Annotated in this window: 15 protein-coding genes; 6 read left to right on the forward strand and 9 right to left on the reverse strand. The window is 70.9% G+C overall.

Going from position 1 to position 15,932, the window contains the following annotated elements:
* The first annotated feature begins 43 nt into the window (after nucleotides 1–43).
* Complete coding sequence (locus ACX80F_RS03765; RefSeq protein WP_459335054.1) at nucleotides 44–784, forward strand: GntR family transcriptional regulator; 741 nt, start codon at nucleotides 44–46, stop codon at nucleotides 782–784.
* Here the strand turns inward: ACX80F_RS03765 and ACX80F_RS03770 are convergent.
* The 3 genes from ACX80F_RS03770 to ACX80F_RS03780 all read right to left on the reverse strand — a co-directional run bounded on the left by ACX80F_RS03770 (nucleotide 753) and on the right by ACX80F_RS03780 (nucleotide 3,582).
* Nucleotides 753–2,009: a phospholipase D-like domain-containing protein gene (locus tag ACX80F_RS03770; RefSeq protein WP_459335055.1), complete on the reverse strand. Its 1,257-nt coding sequence runs from the start codon at nucleotides 2,007–2,009 to the stop codon at nucleotides 753–755. The genes ACX80F_RS03765 and ACX80F_RS03770 overlap by 32 nt on opposite strands.
* A 62-nt stretch (nucleotides 2,010–2,071) precedes the next feature.
* Nucleotides 2,072–2,815, reverse strand: coding sequence for an MBL fold metallo-hydrolase (locus ACX80F_RS03775; RefSeq protein ID WP_459335056.1), 744 nt, complete (start codon nucleotides 2,813–2,815; stop codon nucleotides 2,072–2,074).
* A 32-nt stretch (nucleotides 2,816–2,847) separates the two neighbouring features.
* The gene (locus tag ACX80F_RS03780; protein ID WP_459335057.1) at nucleotides 2,848–3,582 is read right to left on the reverse strand and encodes an SOS response-associated peptidase; all 735 of its coding nucleotides are present in this window, start codon (nucleotides 3,580–3,582) and stop codon (nucleotides 2,848–2,850) included.
* Nucleotides 3,583–3,844: 262 nt separating this feature from the next.
* Here ACX80F_RS03780 and ACX80F_RS03785 point away from each other — a divergent pair, with 262 nt between their 5' ends.
* Complete coding sequence (locus tag ACX80F_RS03785; protein WP_459335058.1) at nucleotides 3,845–4,714, forward strand: phosphodiesterase; 870 nt, start codon at nucleotides 3,845–3,847, stop codon at nucleotides 4,712–4,714.
* Nucleotides 4,715–4,769: 55 nt separating this feature from the next.
* On the opposite strand, the gene ACX80F_RS03790 is transcribed toward ACX80F_RS03785, so the two are convergent.
* From ACX80F_RS03790 to ACX80F_RS03805, 4 genes are all read right to left on the reverse strand, one after another.
* On the reverse strand, nucleotides 4,770–5,579 hold the full coding sequence (locus ACX80F_RS03790) for an MSMEG_6728 family protein (protein WP_459335059.1): 810 nt from the start codon (nucleotides 5,577–5,579) through the stop codon (nucleotides 4,770–4,772).
* Between the two features lie 42 nt (nucleotides 5,580–5,621).
* The gene (locus ACX80F_RS03795; protein ID WP_459335355.1) at nucleotides 5,622–7,037 is read right to left on the reverse strand and encodes a stealth family protein; all 1,416 of its coding nucleotides are present in this window, start codon (nucleotides 7,035–7,037) and stop codon (nucleotides 5,622–5,624) included.
* Between the two features lie 265 nt (nucleotides 7,038–7,302).
* A complete protein-coding gene (locus ACX80F_RS03800) occupies nucleotides 7,303–8,079 on the reverse strand; it encodes a potassium channel family protein (protein WP_459335060.1) in 777 nt (258 codons plus the stop codon).
* Nucleotides 8,076–8,723, reverse strand: a complete 648-nt coding sequence (locus ACX80F_RS03805) for a DUF1684 domain-containing protein (protein ID WP_459335061.1) — start codon at nucleotides 8,721–8,723, stop codon at nucleotides 8,076–8,078. The genes ACX80F_RS03800 and ACX80F_RS03805 overlap by 4 nt, the downstream gene beginning before the upstream one ends.
* A gap of 72 nt (nucleotides 8,724–8,795) precedes the next feature.
* On the opposite strand from ACX80F_RS03805, the gene ACX80F_RS03810 reads away from it, so the two are divergent.
* Both ACX80F_RS03810 and ACX80F_RS03815 read left to right on the forward strand, forming a co-directional pair.
* Complete coding sequence (locus tag ACX80F_RS03810; RefSeq protein WP_459335062.1) at nucleotides 8,796–9,548, forward strand: TSUP family transporter; 753 nt, start codon at nucleotides 8,796–8,798, stop codon at nucleotides 9,546–9,548.
* 81 nt (nucleotides 9,549–9,629) lie between these two features.
* Nucleotides 9,630–10,910, forward strand: a complete 1,281-nt coding sequence (locus ACX80F_RS03815) for a cell division protein PerM (RefSeq protein WP_459335063.1) — start codon at nucleotides 9,630–9,632, stop codon at nucleotides 10,908–10,910.
* Nucleotides 10,911–10,932: 22 nt separating this feature from the next.
* On the opposite strand, the gene ACX80F_RS03820 is transcribed toward ACX80F_RS03815, so the two are convergent.
* Complete coding sequence (locus ACX80F_RS03820) at nucleotides 10,933–11,394, reverse strand: hypothetical protein (RefSeq protein WP_459335064.1); 462 nt, start codon at nucleotides 11,392–11,394, stop codon at nucleotides 10,933–10,935.
* Between the two features lie 39 nt (nucleotides 11,395–11,433).
* Here ACX80F_RS03820 and purN point away from each other — a divergent pair, with 39 nt between their 5' ends.
* Together purN and ACX80F_RS03830 are read left to right on the forward strand one after the other, a co-directional pair.
* Nucleotides 11,434–12,024 carry a phosphoribosylglycinamide formyltransferase gene (gene purN, locus ACX80F_RS03825; protein ID WP_459335065.1) on the forward strand — a complete coding sequence of 197 codons (591 nt, stop codon included), beginning with the start codon at nucleotides 11,434–11,436 and terminating at the stop codon, nucleotides 12,022–12,024.
* Between the two features lies 1 nt (nucleotide 12,025).
* Nucleotides 12,026–13,042 carry a magnesium and cobalt transport protein CorA gene (locus tag ACX80F_RS03830; RefSeq protein ID WP_459335066.1) on the forward strand — a complete coding sequence of 339 codons (1,017 nt, stop codon included), beginning with the start codon at nucleotides 12,026–12,028 and terminating at the stop codon, nucleotides 13,040–13,042.
* A 76-nt stretch (nucleotides 13,043–13,118) separates the two neighbouring features.
* Here ACX80F_RS03830 and ACX80F_RS03835 read toward each other — a convergent pair whose 3' ends face one another.
* Nucleotides 13,119–15,839 carry an alpha-amylase family glycosyl hydrolase gene (locus ACX80F_RS03835; RefSeq protein ID WP_459335067.1) on the reverse strand — a complete coding sequence of 907 codons (2,721 nt, stop codon included), beginning with the start codon at nucleotides 15,837–15,839 and terminating at the stop codon, nucleotides 13,119–13,121.
* Nucleotides 15,840–15,932: the final 93 nt, after the last annotated feature.

Below are 15,932 nucleotides of genomic sequence, written 5' to 3' on the forward strand. Positions count from 1 at the left end.
CCCGTGCCCGACGCGCCCGCCGTCGCGGGACCGGACGCGGCAGATGCGGCCTGAGACGGACGCCGGGGCGCCGCAGCGCGTCCTCGACGCCCTCCGCCACGACATCATCTTCGGGGTCCTGGCGCCCGGCACGCGGGTCACCGAGGCGGCGCTCGCGACGAAGTACGGCGTCTCCCGCGTCCCTGTGCGGGAGGCGCTGCGCGCGCTCGAGGCGGAGGGGTTCGTCGAGTCCCGTCCCTACGCCGGCTCCACCGTGGCGGCGATCCCGCTCGACGACGCGGAGGACCTGTTCGCCGTCCGCGGCGTCATCGAGGCGACGATCGCGCGGCGCGCAGCCCGCCGGGCCGCCGCCCAGTTCGGTGCCGCCGCGCCGGACAGCGGGTGGTGGGCCGCACGCCGGGCGCTCACGGACATCCTCGACGACGGCGACCGCGCCGTGGCCGCCGACGCCCTCGCGACGCTGCCCGAGCTGAACATCCGCTTCCACCTCGGTGTCGCGGAGCTCAGCGGCAGCGCGTCGCTGACGGCCCTGCTCCGACAGATCTCCGGCAAGATCGAGTGGCTGTACGCCTCCGACGTCGACCACCGCGGGAAGCAGTCCTGGGGCGAGCACCGCCTCGTCCTGGCGGCGATCGACGCCGGCAGCGAGGCCGAGGCAGGGCGCCTCATGGCCGGGCACGTGGACTCGTCGCAGCGTGGCTACCTGCAGCGCTTCGCGGCGCCCGGGCAGGCACCCGGAGGGCCGTCCGGGGTCACAGGAACGGACGCAGCGGAGCGAGGATGATCTCGCTGGCGCGGGCCACCAGGTGGCGGCTCTCCCACTCCTCGCGGGTCAGTTCGCGGCTGTTGGAGGAGTCCACCGCGAAGATCTTCTCCATCGTCGCCGCCAGGTCCCGGTCGAAGATCTCGAGGTTGATCTCGTAGTTGCCCGTGAGGCTGAGCCGGTCGATGTTCGCCGTGCCGACCGTGCTCCACTCGCCGTCGACCGTGGCCGTCTTCGCATGAATCATGGAGTTCTGGTAGAGCAGGATCCGCACGCCGGCATTGATGAGGGAGGAGTAGAACCCCCGGGACAGCCAGTCGGAGACCACGTGGTTGGAGTCCTCGGGGAGGATCACCCGGACGTCCACTCCCCGGCGGCTGGCCCGCAGGAGCGCGTCGAGGATCTGCCGGTCGGGGATGAAGTACGCGGTGGTGATGAAGACGTGCTTGTGCGCGCGGTTGATCGCATCCAGGTAGACGCCCCGGATGGGGTAGACCAGCACGGCCGGGACGTTGTTGACCGCGCGGATGCGGGGCTCCCAGTAGTTGGCGCTGAGGTCGGGCAGTTCGGGCCGTCTGGGGATGGCCCGGAGATTCCAGAAGCTCGCGAACGCCTCGCGGAGCTCCCAGACGGACGGTCCGCGGATCTCCAGGTGCGTATCGCGCCACTTCGTCGCGTACAGCGTCCCCAGGTTGTAACCGCCCACGAACCCCACCTCGCCGTCCACCACGAGGACCTTGCGGTGGTCCAGGCCCGTGCCGCGGATGTTCGTGAAGACGATCGAGGGGCGGATGACCGGGAAGCGGTAGACGTTGACGGCGGGGTGGAAATCGTAGAAGAACGGGTTCACCACCAGGTTCGCGAAGCCGTCGTAGATGACGAAGACGTCCACGCCGCGGTCCGCCGCACGGTTCACGGCGTCGCGGAAGCGTGTACCGACCTCGTCGCCCTTCCAGATGTAGGTCTCCAGGAGCACCTGCTCCTTCGCGCCGTCGATCGCGGCGATCATCGCCTCGAAGAGGTCCTCGCCGTAGGTGTAGACGGTGGTTTCGGTGTCCGCGATGGTGGTGTGGAACGTGCCCGGCTGCGGGAAGGCCGGGCGCTTGGTGCGCCGGCTCCTCTGGTACACGTCCACGGCGATGACGCCGGCGATGACCACCGCCTGCGCCGTGACCATGGTGAGCATCCCGCGCTTCACCGTGCCGCGGGCGAAGCCCACCATCGTCTGACGCCTCAACCAGCCCATGTCGCCAGCGTATCGTGTCGTCCCCGCCGGGCAGGCCCGGCCCGGCCCGGCCCGGTCCGGGCCTAGTGGCCGCCGACCTCGATCGCCTGTGCGACCGCGGATTCCGCGCCGGCGAACCAGGGGAAGCCGTGGCCCGGCAGGACTGTCCCCGCGGCCGTGGAGCGCAGCGCCTCGAGGGAGCGCAGCGCGGTGCCCATGTCGGCGGTCGCGGCGCGGGCCACCACCTGCGGGCCGGGACGGCCTGTATAGGGGTCCAGGGTGACGAGCGCGTCCCCGCTGATGACGGCGTCGCGGTCCGGGAAGTGCAGCGCGCAGTGGCCCCGCGTGTGCCCGGGCGTCGGGACCAGCCGGGGTGAGCCGGGCAGGGCCGCGGCCGCCTCGGGGGTCAGCGGCAGGGTGTCGGGCACTCCCTTGACCGCGACGGCCCCGGCCGCGGTCATGCGCAGCAGCCCCGGCACGGCCCGCGGGTAGCGCAGCGGATAGAGGAACGGGCTCCGTTCCCGGTCGTAGCTGTAGGGGTGTGCGGCGAGGTGGGCGTCGTCGGGGTGGCAGTACACCGGGATGCCGTACCGCGAGCGCAGGTGCTCGGCGGTGCCCACGTGGTCGAAGTGCCCGTGGGTGAGAACGATGCCCCGGATGTCCTGCACCGTCCGCCCGATCCGGGTCAGTGCCGCCAGGAGGAGTCCCTTCGAGCGCGGCAGCCCGGTGTCGACCAGGAGGAGCCCGTCGTCGTCCTCCACGAGGTACACGTTGGTCCTGGCGTGCTCGAGGTAGTGGATGCCCGGGGCGAGGTCCGTCCTGATCATGCGTGCGTTCCGATCGTCGTCATGCTGCGACCCTAGGCGCCCTGCGGTGTCCCGGGGAGGGGTTCGATGAGGTCGGGGCCGTTGTTGCGCACCGACCCGACCCGTGTGCCGACGATCCGCGGCAGCAGGTGGGGGTCCGGGATGGCGTCCAGCAGGTCCTGCACCACGGGCCGCGAATCGTTGCGCGGATCGAGCCAGGCGCCGCGGAGGTCCGGAGGCAGGATCACCGGCGTGCGGTCGTGGATCTCGCCCAGGGCGTCGCTCGCCGGCCGGGTGATGATGGTGCAGCTGACCACCCAGGCACCCTGCGGGTGCTCCGGGTCCGCGGTCGCGGGGTCCCGCCAGAACTCGTAGAGCCCGGCGAAGCCCAGCAGCGAGCCGTCCGGGCCGTGCAGGTAGATCGGGGTCTTCGAGCCGTCGTCGTTCTTCCGCCACTCGTAGTACCCGTCCGCGGGGACGATGGCACGGCGCTTGAGTGCGGCGGCCCGGAAGGAGGGCTTCTCCAGCAGGGTCTCGCTCCGGGCATTGATCATCCGCGCTCCGACGGCGGCGGACTTGGCCCAGGAGGGGATGAGACCCCAGCGCGCCGGTTCCAGCCGGCGCGTCAGCTCACCCGTGTGCGGGTCCAACCGCTCGACGACGAGCCGCACGGTGTCGGTCGGCGCCACGTTCCAGGACGGCGGCACCTCGTCCTCGGCCGCCTCGTCCACCTCGAAGGCGTCGATGAGGTCCGCCCTGTTGCCCGCGATGACGAAGCGTCCGCACATGCCGGGGTCTCCTGTTCTCGTGCCGTTCCTGCAGGGCCCCGCGGGACCCGATGATCAACACCTCGCGGCGACACCCTACTCGACGGAGCCCGATGGCACATGTTTCCTCAGAGTTTCGCGCCGTGCCGTGGGGAGTTCACCGACAGGGACGCGAGCTTCTGCTTTGATGGCAGACAAGCCAGCGTGCCCACCAGCTATCGGAGAAGGTTCCATGGTCCCCCGGACAGCAGAACACCCCCGGCCCCAGCACTTCGTCCTGCACATGAGTGACACCCACCTCCTCGGAGGGGACGCCCCGCTGTACGGGGCCGTGGACAGCGAGCAGCGGCTGCGGGAGGTGTTCGAGGACCTCGAGGCGTCCGGGGCGCGGCCGGACGCCATCGTCTTCACCGGGGACCTCGCGGACAAGGGGGAACCGGGCGCGTACGCGAAGCTCCGCGCCATCGTGGACCCCGCCGCGGAACGGCTCGGGGCGACGGTCGTCTGGGCGATGGGCAACCACGACGACCGCGCGGCCTTCCGGGAGGGCCTCCTCGACGAGGCACCCGCCGGACGCGGGGACGACCCGGTGGACGCCGTGCACTTCCTCGACGGCCTGCGCATCATCACCCTCGACTCCACGGTGCCGGGGCGCCACCACGGTGAGCTCTCCGACGGGCAGCTGCGCTGGCTCGCCGCCGAGCTGGAGGTGCCCGCGCCGCACGGGACCATCCTCGCCCTGCACCACCCGCCCGTCCCCAGCGTCCAGGACCTCGCGGTGCTCGTGGAGCTGCGCGACCAGCGCTCGCTGGCCGACGTCGTCCGCGGCTCGGACGTCCGCACGATCCTCGCCGGGCACCTGCACTACTCGACGACGGCGATGTTCGCCGGCGTCCCCGTCTCGGTGGCGAGCGCCACGTGCTACACCCAGGACCTGATGTTCGACGGCGGGGGCACGCGTGGCCGGGACGGTGCTCAGTCCTACAACCTCGTCCACGTCTATGAGGGGACGATCGTCCACTCGGTGGTCCCCGCGGGACGGCACAGCTCGGTGGGAGAGGTTGTGCCTCGCGAGGAGACGCGGCGCCGGCTCGAGGCCCACGGGGTGGTCATCCCCGAGGTCGGCCGGACCCGGCACCTCACCTCGGCCTGACCCACCGGCCTGATCACTCGGGCCTGATCACTCGGGCCTGATCACACGGGCCTGATCACTCGGTCAGGGCGTCCGGTCTGCCGACGCTGAAGAGGGTGCGTGGATCCTGCAGCAGGGCCGGCGGATCGACGTCGGAGCGCCGGAGCCAGCCGTCCAGCCGGGCCGTCCGGACCAGCCCGTCCTCGTGCATGAACACCGGCCCCACGCGCCCGGTCCGAAAGCGCAGGCCGTCGGTATCGGGGAGGGCCACGGCGTCGCCCTCCTGCACGGACTCCTCGAACGCGTGCAGCTGCCGCTGCCACTTGGGGGCGGCGTGCCCCCCGGGCGGGGCGGGCGGCAGAAGCAGCACGGCGTCGGCGGCGCCCGGGTCGGCAGGGACCGGACCGCCACGCCAGATCCACAGGCGCCGGCCCGCGGGCTCGACCGGTATACGCTCGCGTTCCGGTGCCGGCCAGACGTAGGGAAGGTCCTCCGGGACGCCGGCGAACCGGTCCCGGTAGATCTCCGGTGCCTTCTGGACCAGGTTGGACCGGTGGCTCAGGTGCAGCGCGGGGTCGCCGAACCAGGGCGGCATCGGCACGTCCGGCTCCTCCAGCACGCGCGGGGCGAACTCGAGTATCTGCCGGTGCGTCGAGTCGGCATGGCCGCGCGAGACCCATTCGGCCACCATGGCCAGCCCGTAGACGGTCAGCGCCGGGACGTATCCCATCCACATACGGATGGCCGGGTGCTGCCGCCACCCGTAGTCGGGGATGACGAGGGCGCGCAGCGCCTGCAGCGTCTCGACACGCTGCTTGCCGAGCCTCGCCTGGTCCAGCACGCGGGCGCTGGCCGCGAAGTCGGGGTACGGCAGGAACGTCTGCATCGCGTCAGTCTGGCACGCGCCCCCGACACCCCGCGGCGGGACCTAGACCTCCCAGGGAGCCTTGACCGGGAAGTACTTCTCGAGGAAGTCCGTCACGAGGTGGGCCCGCTCCTCGGCCGGGACCTCCGGGAAGCTGCCGTCGTTGAGGCAGAAGAAGTCCTGGTTGCGCTTGTCCAGCATCTTGTTCAGGCTCTTGAGCCCGGACCTCATCGTGGTGTCCACGTACTTCACCTTCGCCATCTCCTGGGTGACGGCGCGGCCGGTCAGCAGGGCGTAGTAGTGGTACAGCGAGTTGGTGACCGAGATGTTGTCCTTGGCACGGAACCGCGAGGCGGCCGTCGCCTGGAACTCCGCGGCGAACTCCGCCTCCATCTCCAGCAGCACGCTCTTCCGGAGGGGGGCGGCGGTGTGCTCGAGGTGCCGCGTGGTGATGCGGCCGAAGCGCTCGTGCAGGAGGCGGCGGTTCACGCGGGCGGCGTTCTCGAAGCCGCTGCGCTCGGCGTCGTTGTCACCCAGGCCGATGCGCGTGTCCGCCTCGATGAACTTCGTGACCCCGCCGGGGGAGAAGAACATGTCCGGGGCCACGGGGCGGCCGAAGAACATGTCGTCGTTGGAGTACAGGAAGTGCTCGGACAGGCCCGGGATGTGCTGGAGCTGCGCCTCGACGGCCTGCGAGTTGTGCGTCGGGAGGACGGAGGGGTCCTTGAAGTGGTCCTCGGAGCGCACGAGCGTGACCGAGGGGTGGTCGGCGAGCCACGCCGGGCGGTCGGAATCGGTCGCGATGAAGATCCGGCGGACCCAGGGCGCGAACATGTAGACGGACCGCAGGGCGTACTTGAGCTCGTCGATCTGCCGGAAGCGGGCCTCGTGGTCGTCGCCCTCGCCGACCACGACACCCTCCATGCGGGCCGCGCGCGCCGCCCGGTACTCGGGGCTGCTGCCGTCCACCCAGGAGAAGACGAGGTCGATGTCGAAGTCGATGTCCGTGGCGTGATCGGCGAACATGTTGTCGATCGTCGGCCAGGGCAGGCCGTGGCGTTCCACCTCGCCGCGCACCACCTCGGCGGCGGGGAGGGTGCGGCGCGTGAGGGAGTTCTCCACCGGCAGCTCGATGGCGCTCTCCCCGAGGGCCCACAGTTCGATCTGCACGCCGGCGGACGGCCCGTACGCGAGTCCGCCGAGGGGTTCGATGCGAGGCCGGAACAGGCGGAAGATGCGGGCCTTGCCGCTGCTCGAGAGCTGGCCGTCGCCCACCAGCAGGGTGGTGCGGCGCTTGGTGTCCACGGTGCGGGAGTAGAACGGCTCGTCCCGGCACGCCTCCACGAGCGCGGTGCGCAGTCGCTCTCGGTCATCGAGGTCGACGGCGATCACGGGCCGCTCGTCGTTGCCGCGGACCAGCAGGAACTCGATGCCGGCGTCGTCGAGTGCACGGCGGATGAACAGCAGGTCCTCGACCATCGCCTGGTGCGGCGTACGGTCCTGGTTGATGAGCGTGAAGCGCCGCTTGACGGTCGTGATGTCCGCACGGCCTTCGAGCCGGGCCACTGCCGCGCGGGACGCCGACTCAAGGATCTCCGCTTCGTTCTCCGGCTCGGGAGCGCCGAAGTAGATGTCGTGTTGAGCGGCCGTGTCTGTAATCGGAGCCTCCGGAGAGTGGGTGGGTGTGGTCCTATGATAGGGCCGGATCGGGCCGCCGCCGTGCCCGCTGACCGCCCGGTCCGGGCTACTCCGGTCCGCTCCGTTCCCGGTGGGCGCCATGGGCGAGCTGGCGTGTCAGGGTGTCGATCTGGAGGCTGACGCTCGCGAGCTGGTCGTGGACCCGCGTGTCCTCCGCCCCGGGCTCTGCGCGACCGGTGGAGGACCCACTGGCCGTCGCCACGTTCTCCACGAGCCAGGAGGCGAATGCCGCCGTGACCGCGCTGAGTACCCCGATCCCGCCGATCATCAGGCCCGCCGCGACGAGTCGCCCGGCGCCCGTGACGGGGTAGTAGTCGCCGTACCCCACGGACGTCACGGTCGTCAGGGCCCACCACAGCGCGTCGGGGAGCGTCACGATCGTCGCGCCCGGGACGTCCTGTTCGACGTCGAGCACCGCGAGCGCCCCCGCATACCCGAGCACCGTCATGGCGGTGACGACGTAGAGGACGATGTGTCCGCGCAGGGCATCGCCGCCGGAGCGGTTGAGGACGCGCAGCAGGGGGACGAGTCGGAGGAGGCGCAGCGGGCGCAGCATGGGCAGCAGGAGGATCACGAGTTCGTGCAGGTGGCGGAGGAACCACCGGCTCCGCGCGGGCGCCAGCCAGAGGCTCACGAGGTAGTCGGCGAGGAAGAGGCCCCACACGCCCCAGATGACGGTCTCGAGGAGCCGGGCCTCGATCGGGTCCGGGTCTCCGACGACCTGGGCCGAGTACGCCACGAGGTAGAGGACCGCGGCGAGGATCATGGGGATCTCGGAACGGCGGCGCCACCGCGCCTGCATCGTCAACGGGTCCTCGCTCATCGTCCCGTGCCGTAGTCCCGGTACAGCTCGCCCACCGGGACGTCGTCGGCGAGCCGGTTGTCCGGGCCCGGCAGCGGGCAGGCCCACGCCTCGTCATAGGCGCAGGACGGGTTGTAGGCGAAGTTCAGGTCCACCACGAGGCGCCCGGGCTGGCGCCCCTCGCCCAGGTGGGCACCCTTGACGGTGTCCAGGACGTAGCGTCCGCCGCCGTACGTGCCCGCGGGCCTGCCCGACGTGCCGTCGCGCAGCGGGAGGAACAATCCGCCGCCGTAGGAGCCGAGCCTCCAGAGGGCGAGCTTCCCGAGGCCGGGCAGCAGCACGCTGCCGAGGCGGCTGAACGGCACGACGCCGTCGGTGCCGGTCGCGACGTTCATCGCCTGCCCCGCGCCCTCGTCGTCCACTTCCGCCTCGAACCGGAAGGCCGGATCGTAGGGCGCCACCGCCAGCCCGGCGAAGGACTCCCTCGCGGCGTCCGGCAGGGCCGACGCCGGGTGCGTGCGGAACAGCGCGTCACGGCCGTCCCGCCACGTGGCGTGTGCGGCTTCGGGCGACGCCGAGGCGGCGTGCTCGCGGACGTCGTCGTACAGGCGGAAGACGCGCCGGCGCCAGTCCGCCGTGGCCAGTGCGCTGGTGAGGGCCGTCATGGGCCCAGCGTACCGCCGTCATGTGGGGCGGCAGGGGAGAGCCTGATGGTTGCCTGGGCGTACTGTGGCGGGGTGACTCTCGGCATCTTCTGCATCGTGCTGGCCTCGATCCTCATGGGGGCCATCGCGCAGCGTATCGCCGGCCTGGGGTTCGCGTTGCTCATCGCCCCGTTCCTCGTGATCATCCTCGGACCGCACGAGGGGGTTCTCCTCGTGAACCTCTGCGGCGTGGTGTCCTCGGCGATCATCGTGGGCCGGGTCTGGAAGGACATCGACTGGAGCATGTTCCGCTGGCTCGTCGTCCCCTCGCTGTTCGGCTCCATCCCGGGGTCGTTCCTCGCCGTGGCCCTCCCGTCCGCGCCGCTGTCGGTCACGGTCGGCGCCGTCGTCCTCGTGGCGCTGACCGTCTCCCTGGTGCTCCAGCGCTCCGACGTCGTGGTGCGCGGCAACACGCCGAAGGCGGTCGCGGGCTTCGCCGCCGGCGTCACCAACTCGATGGCAGGGGTCGGGGGCCCGGCCGTCAGCGCGTACGCCCTCCTCGCACGCTGGCCACAGCGCCCCTTCGCCGCGACGCTCCAGCCCTTTTTCGTCTGCATCGGATCGGTGACCATCGTGACGAAACTGCTGCTCGACCCGGCCCAGGCACCCGTCCTCGCGCCGTGGATGTGGATCGCGATCGGCCTGGTCATCGTGGCCGGCATCTTCGCCGGCGAGAAGCTCGGCCGCTTCGTCCGTGACCACCAGGCGCGGCTGTTCGTCATCGTGATCGCGTTCATCGGCGCGGGCCTCGCGGTCGTCAAGGGCCTCGTCGACATTCTCGGGTGACCGGCGCCACACCCTCGTCGGGCGCCGTCCAGCCCGCGTCGGTGGGCCGCGCGTGTCCGCGGCGGTGGCACCATGGGAGGGATGAAAATCCCCACCAAGCCCCGTGCCCTTCCCATGCCCCTGTGGCTCCAGGGGGTGCTCGAACTCGGACAGGCCGCCGTGATCTCGGCCCTGCTCGTGGTGCTCCCGGTCGCCGCGGTGTGGCTCACCGGTGGCTTCGCGGACCGGACCGCGGAGTCCGCCGCCCGGCTCGCGGGCCAGGGCTGGCTCCTCATGCACGGGGTGCCCCTCGTGCTGCTTTTCCCCCCGGGCGTTGCCGGCACGGAGGCGGCGTCCGGACTGCTGCACGTGGTTCCCCTCGGCCTGATCCTCGTACCGCTCCTCCTCGCCTGGCGTGCGGGGCGCCGCCTGGCCCGGGCGTCCTACACCGACCAGCTCTGGCAGGCGCTGCTCGGCGCCCTGGTCACCTATGCAGCGATCGGCGCGGGGATCGCGTACGTGTCGGGCACCCCGGACGCCTCCGTGCCGCTCCTGGCCGGCGCCCTGATCCCTCCCGTGTCCGCCGGGATCGGGCTGATCACCGGCGCCTACCGTGAGGCGGGTGCCTGGAGTCGCCTGGTGGGCGTGGATTTCGCGGCCTGGGTGGGCCGCGCCAGCCAGCACTCTCGCTGGGCGGGGTCCTATGCGTGGTCGATCGTCCGGTCGGGCTTCATCGCCGTGCTCGTCGCCGCGTGCCTGTCGGCGGCGCTGCTCGCGGTCGCGATCGGGCTGAACTGGGCGGGCATCGCCGCGATCTACGAACGCATCGACGGCGGGATCGCCGGTGCGACCGTGATCACCCTGCTCCAGCTCGGGCTCCTGCCCAACGTCGCCCTGTGGACGCTGTCCTGGTCCACGGGTGCGGGGTTCGCGCTCGGCACGGGCAGTTCCCTCACCCCGCTCGCGAGCACCGTCGGCCCCCTGCCGGCGGTGCCCGTCCTCGGTGCGCTCCCGGCGGGCACGCTCGAGTACGGGTATGCGGCCCTGGCCATCCCGGTCCTCGGCGGTCTCCTCGCGGGCTGGTGGTTCTTCCGCGAGGGCGAGAACCATTTCGACGAGTGGCTCGTGCTGCAGAGCAGCAGACGGTGGCTCACCGCGACGGCGTCGACCCTCGCACTCTCCGCCCTCATCGGCATCGCCGCCGGGCTGATGGGCGCCGGCGTCGCGCTGCTCTCGCGCGCCTCACTCGGCCTGGGCCGCTTCACCGACCTCGGGCCGGACCCGCTGTCGGTCGGCCTGTGGCTCGCGCTGGAGGTGGCCATCGGCGCCCTGTTCGGGCACGCCCTCGGTCCCCTGCTGGAGCGGGAGCCGCGGAGGCGCTGAGCCCCGAGGGGACCCTTCGGTCCTACGTGCCGCCGAACCCGTCGAGGCTCCTCAGGCCGTCCTCGCAGTCGCGCTGGGCCTGGAGGGTGAGGGCGCGGGACATGCAGTCCTCGTAGGTCTGCGTGATCGGCCAGAGGAGTACCGATGCGGCGGTACCCGCGGTGAGGAACAGCGCGGCGGCCAGACCCAGGGATGTCACAAGGACGACGAACCGGGGCAGCTTCGCGCCGATGGCCTTGACGAGGCCGACGACGCCGGCGGCGAGGGCGAACAGGGCCAGGACCAGCGCGACCACTTTCCACGGCAGCACCAGGCTGCTGGTCAGCGCCGCCCCGAGGAGTGCCACGACGAACAGGCGTAGCCACAGCCGGGCGGACGCCGCGCGCGCTGTCGCGGCGTCGTCGGGTGCCGTCGGGCCGGCGCCGGGACCTCGCGGTCCGGCCGCGTCGGTGTCCTGCTGCCTCGTGGTTCCTCGCCTCGCCATGGTTCAACCCTAGGCGAGGCGAGACCCTAGAGTTGAGTCATGCGCATCGTAGTCCTCGTCTCCGGCTCCGGATCGAACCTCCAGGCCGTGATCGACGCCGTCGGCGAGGGCCGTCTCCCCGTGACCATCGCCGCCGTCGGGGCCGACCGCCCGGGCACGGGCGGCGTCCGGCGTGCGGCCGCTGCGGGGATCCCGACGTTCGAGGTTGACTTCCGGCAGTACGGTGAGCGGGCGGACTGGAACCGCGCCCTCACCGAGGCCGTCTCCGCCCACCGGCCGGACTACGTCGTGTCCTCGGGGTTCATGCGGATCGTCGACCAGACCTTCCTCGACGCGTTCCCCGACCGGTACCTCAACACCCATCCGGCACTCCTACCGAGCTTCCCGGGCGCCCACGGGGTGCGTGATGCCCTCGCCTACGGCGTCAAGGTGACGGGCTGCACCGTGATGATCGCGGACGCGGGGGTGGACACGGGCCCCATCCTCGCCCAGGCAGCCGTCGCCGTCCTGCCCGACGACACCGAGGAGACGCTCCACGAGCGGATCAAGGTCGAGGAGCGCCGGCTCCTGATCGAGACCCTCGCCGGCCTGGCGGGCGATCCCGCGGGCCCCACCGCGGACGGCGCCTGATATGCCGCTCGTCGCGAACGCCGTCTATGTCGGCGGGAAGAAGCGCATCGAACCCGAGACACTGGACCAGACGTTCGAGCTCATGCGGGACAGCGGCGGCATGGGCTGGATCGGCCTCTACCGCCCCGAACGGGACGAGATCCAGGCGGTCGAGACCGAGTTCGGGCTGCACAACCTCGCCGTCGAGGACGCCACCAACGGACACCAGCGTGCGAAGCTCGAGCACTACGGGGACACCCTGTTCGTGGTGCTGCGGCCCGCCCGCTACCTCGACGCAGAGGAGAAGGTGGAGTTCGGCGAGCTGCACATCTTCATCGGCCAGGACTTCGTGGTGACCATCCGGCATGCGGAGTCACCGGACCTCGGGATCGTACGGCGGAGGCTGGAGGCGGACCCGGAGCTGCTCGGGGCGGGCCCGCAGGCCGTCCTCTACGCGATGCTCGACCAGGTGGTGGACGAGTACGGGCCCGTCGTCCTGGGGCTGGAGAACGACGTCGACGAGATCGAGAACGAACTGTTCGGGGGAGCGCCGGACGTCTCGCGGAGGATCTACGAACTGCACCGCGAAGTCATCGAGTTCCAGCGCGCCACGCAGCCCCTGGAGGCGATGATGGACACCCTGCTCCGGGGATCCGACAAGTACCGGATCGACGACGAACTCGCACGCAACCTCCGGGACGTCCAGGACCACGTGATCCGCGTCGTCGAGCGGGTCAACACGTTCCGCGCGCTGCTGCAGAACGCCCTGACGGTCCACTCCACCCTCGTGGCCCAGCGGCAGAACGAGGAGACGACCCGCCTGACCGAGACGTCGCTGCGGCAGGGCGAGGAGGTCAAGCGCATCTCCTCGTGGGCGGCGATCCTCTTCGCGCCGACCCTGATCGCCTCGATCTACGGGATGAACTTCGATGTCATCCCCGAGCTGCACTGGGGGTTCGGCTACCCGTTCGCGCTGCTGCTCATGGTCGCGATGGGCGGCGGCCTCTACTGGGCCTTCAAGCGGAACGACTGGCTCTAGGCTCCTCGTCGCCTCCCGCACATGACGACGGCCGGGACCCCGCGGTCCCGGCCGTCGTCGTGTCAGTGCCGATGCGTCAGCGCGTGGTGATCACGTGCGTGCGGTGGTCGTACACGAAGGTCACCGGACCGCCCGCGTGCTGAAGCACGATGTTGCTGCCGTCGCGGCCGCCGCCGGCGCCGTAGTTCTCGGTCCAGCTGCGGTTGAGGGCCGCCTTGTACTCGTAGGTGCCGGCCGGCAGGTCGGCGACCTCGAGGAGCCACGTCTGCGAGGCGTCGTCGAACGTCATCTGCGCCTGGTCGCACGCCGGGTCCCAGTCCCCGCCGCAGCCCAGCTCGGAATCGAGGCTGCCGGCGACGGCCACGGTGCCGGGCTGCTCGATGACCGAGCCGACCGTCACGGTCCGGACGTCACTCACCGACGTCCCGAGCACGGCGCGGTACCGGACCTGGGTGCCTTCGGGGAGGTCGAGGGCCGCGAGGTCGTCGACGGCGGTGTAGGTCGGCGACGAGTCGTCCGTGCCGATGGGCGTCCACGCCCCTCCGGCGATGCTCCGCTCGAGGGTCACGGCGTACTCGGAGTTCTCCGGGCTCGCGGAGGCGGTCACCTCGACGTCACCCGAGACCTGCGTGCCCTCGGCGGGAGAGCCCATCACCAGGCGTGGCTGCGGCACGGAGGCCGCCGCCGTGGCCGAGGTCCGCGTGTGGCGGCCGTTGTCGAGGACCACGGCGCGGTACTCGACGGCTGCACCGGCCGGCAGGGCGCTGGTGTCGTGGTAGACGCTGTACGGCGCGTTGTCGTCCGTGCCGATGCCCGTCCACCCGGAGCCGGGGGTGCGGGCCTCGAACGTCACCTCGTAGAACGAGGACCCGGCGACGTCGGCGGCCACCCTCATGCGTCCGTTGTCCTCGGCGGTGGGCGCCGGCTGCTGCAGGCTGATCGCCGGCGCGGCCTTGGAGTGCGGGACCTTCCCCGCCAGCTGGTAAACCACCGTCGACAGGGCGGGGACGGTGACGGTGAGTGCGCCGTCGGCCGCGGACTTCGCGTGCTTCGGGGCGTCGCCGTAGACGAGCCCGAACGTGCGCTTGCCGGCGTAGGTGGGGATCGCTGCGGTCTTCGGCTCGGTGCTGTTGTTCAGCGCCACGACGTACTCGCGCTGGTCCTTCGCGTCGATCCGGGAGAACGCGTAGATGCCCGGTCCCTCCGAGGCGTACCGGTGCTGGTGGGCGCCGTTGCGCAGGGCCGGGTGCTCCGCGGTGACCTCGGCGAGCGTCCTGATGCCCTGGTACAGGGGGTGGGTCACGTCGAAGGTGTCCGTGGCGTGCGTCGCGTCGGTGCCCAGCAGGTCGTCGTCGAGGTATTCGGGGACCTGGCTCGCGAACAGCGTCTGCCGCGCATCCTGGTCACCGCCGGGGCCCGTGAACCCCTGCTCGTCGCCGTAGTAGATCACCGGGTTGCCCCGCGAGAAGTACATGAGTTCGTGGGCGAGGGTGTCGCGTGACACCAGCTCGTCGTCGGCCGCGCCCGGGTTGTCGCTCGCGATGAAGCCCCCGATCCGGCCCATGTCGTGGTTCCCGAGGAACGTCGGGAGGCTGTAGGCGTTGGAATCGGCGTCGGTGTACCAGTCGTCACCGGCGAAGAAGCGCTCGAGGTCGGTCGCGGGTGCGCCCTGCGAGGCGTAGCCGCGGGCGGCCGCCTGGAACGGGAAGTCGAGGACCGACTGCATGCGGTTGCGCGTGGTGAACTGCGAGGTGAAGGACTTCGTGGTGTCGAAGACCTCGCCGAACATGAAGAACTCGTCCTTGCCCTGCTCCTGCGCGTAGGAGAGCACCTCGGGGCCGAACTCCTGCCAGAACTCGTCGTTGACGTGCTTCATGGTGTCGATCCGGAAGCCGTCCACGCCGAAGTCGGCGATCCACGTCTTGTAGATGTCGATCATGCCCTCCACCACCACGGGGTGCTCGGTGGAGAGGTCGTCGAGGCCGAAGAAGTCGCCGTAGTAGGCGTCCTCGCCGGCGAAGGTCGTGTCACCGCGGTTGTGGTAGAGCGTGGGGTCGTTCAGCCACTCGGGCACCTTGAGGTTCCTGTCGGCCTCCGGGACCACGGGGATGTACGGGAAGGAGGTCTCGGCGTCGAGCGCGGGGAAGGTGCCGGTGCCCGCGTAGTCGCGGTCGTCGAACGCGGTGCCGTCGGCGTCGCGGTACGGCTCCTCGTCCTTGGAGATGTAGGGAGCGCGCTCACCGGCGTCGTAGCCGATGACGTCCGCGGTGTGGTTCGTGATGATGTCGAAGTAGACCTTCATCCCGCGCGCGTGGGCGGCGTCGATGAGCGTCCTGAGGTCCTCGTTGGTGCCGAGGTGCGGATCGATCTGCGTGAAGTCGGTGATCCAGTAGCCGTGGTAGCCGGCCGAGTTGTCCTCGGGCTGCACGGCGCGGTTCTTGAAGCTCGGTGTGAGCCAGATGGAGGTGGTGCCCATGCCCTGGATGTAGTCGAGCTCCTGGAGCAGGCCCTTGAGGTCGCCGCCGTTGTAGTAGCCCTTCCGGGTGGGGTCGAAGCCTGATACCGACGGGTCGGAGCCGAGTCCTCCGTCGTCGTTGGCGGTGCTGCCGTTCTGGAAGCGGTCGGCCATGACGAAGTAGAAGTTCTCGTCCGTGACCGCGGAGCGCAGCGAATGCTGGGCCGACGCGGAGGAGGAGGAGTCTGCGGGGTTCTTCGGGGCGGCGAAAGCGGGCGGTACAGCGACGGAACCGGCCACAAGGGCGGTCAGCACGACGACGGTGGCGTGGCGTGGTTTCACGGGGTCTCCTTCGGGGGTCAGGCACCAGCGTGTCTGACGTCACACGGCGAGTCAATCCTCCGCGCGCAATTTACGCGAAAACTATTCCCGCGC

The sequence above is a fragment of the Arthrobacter sp. TMS2-4 genome (assembly GCF_054511075.1).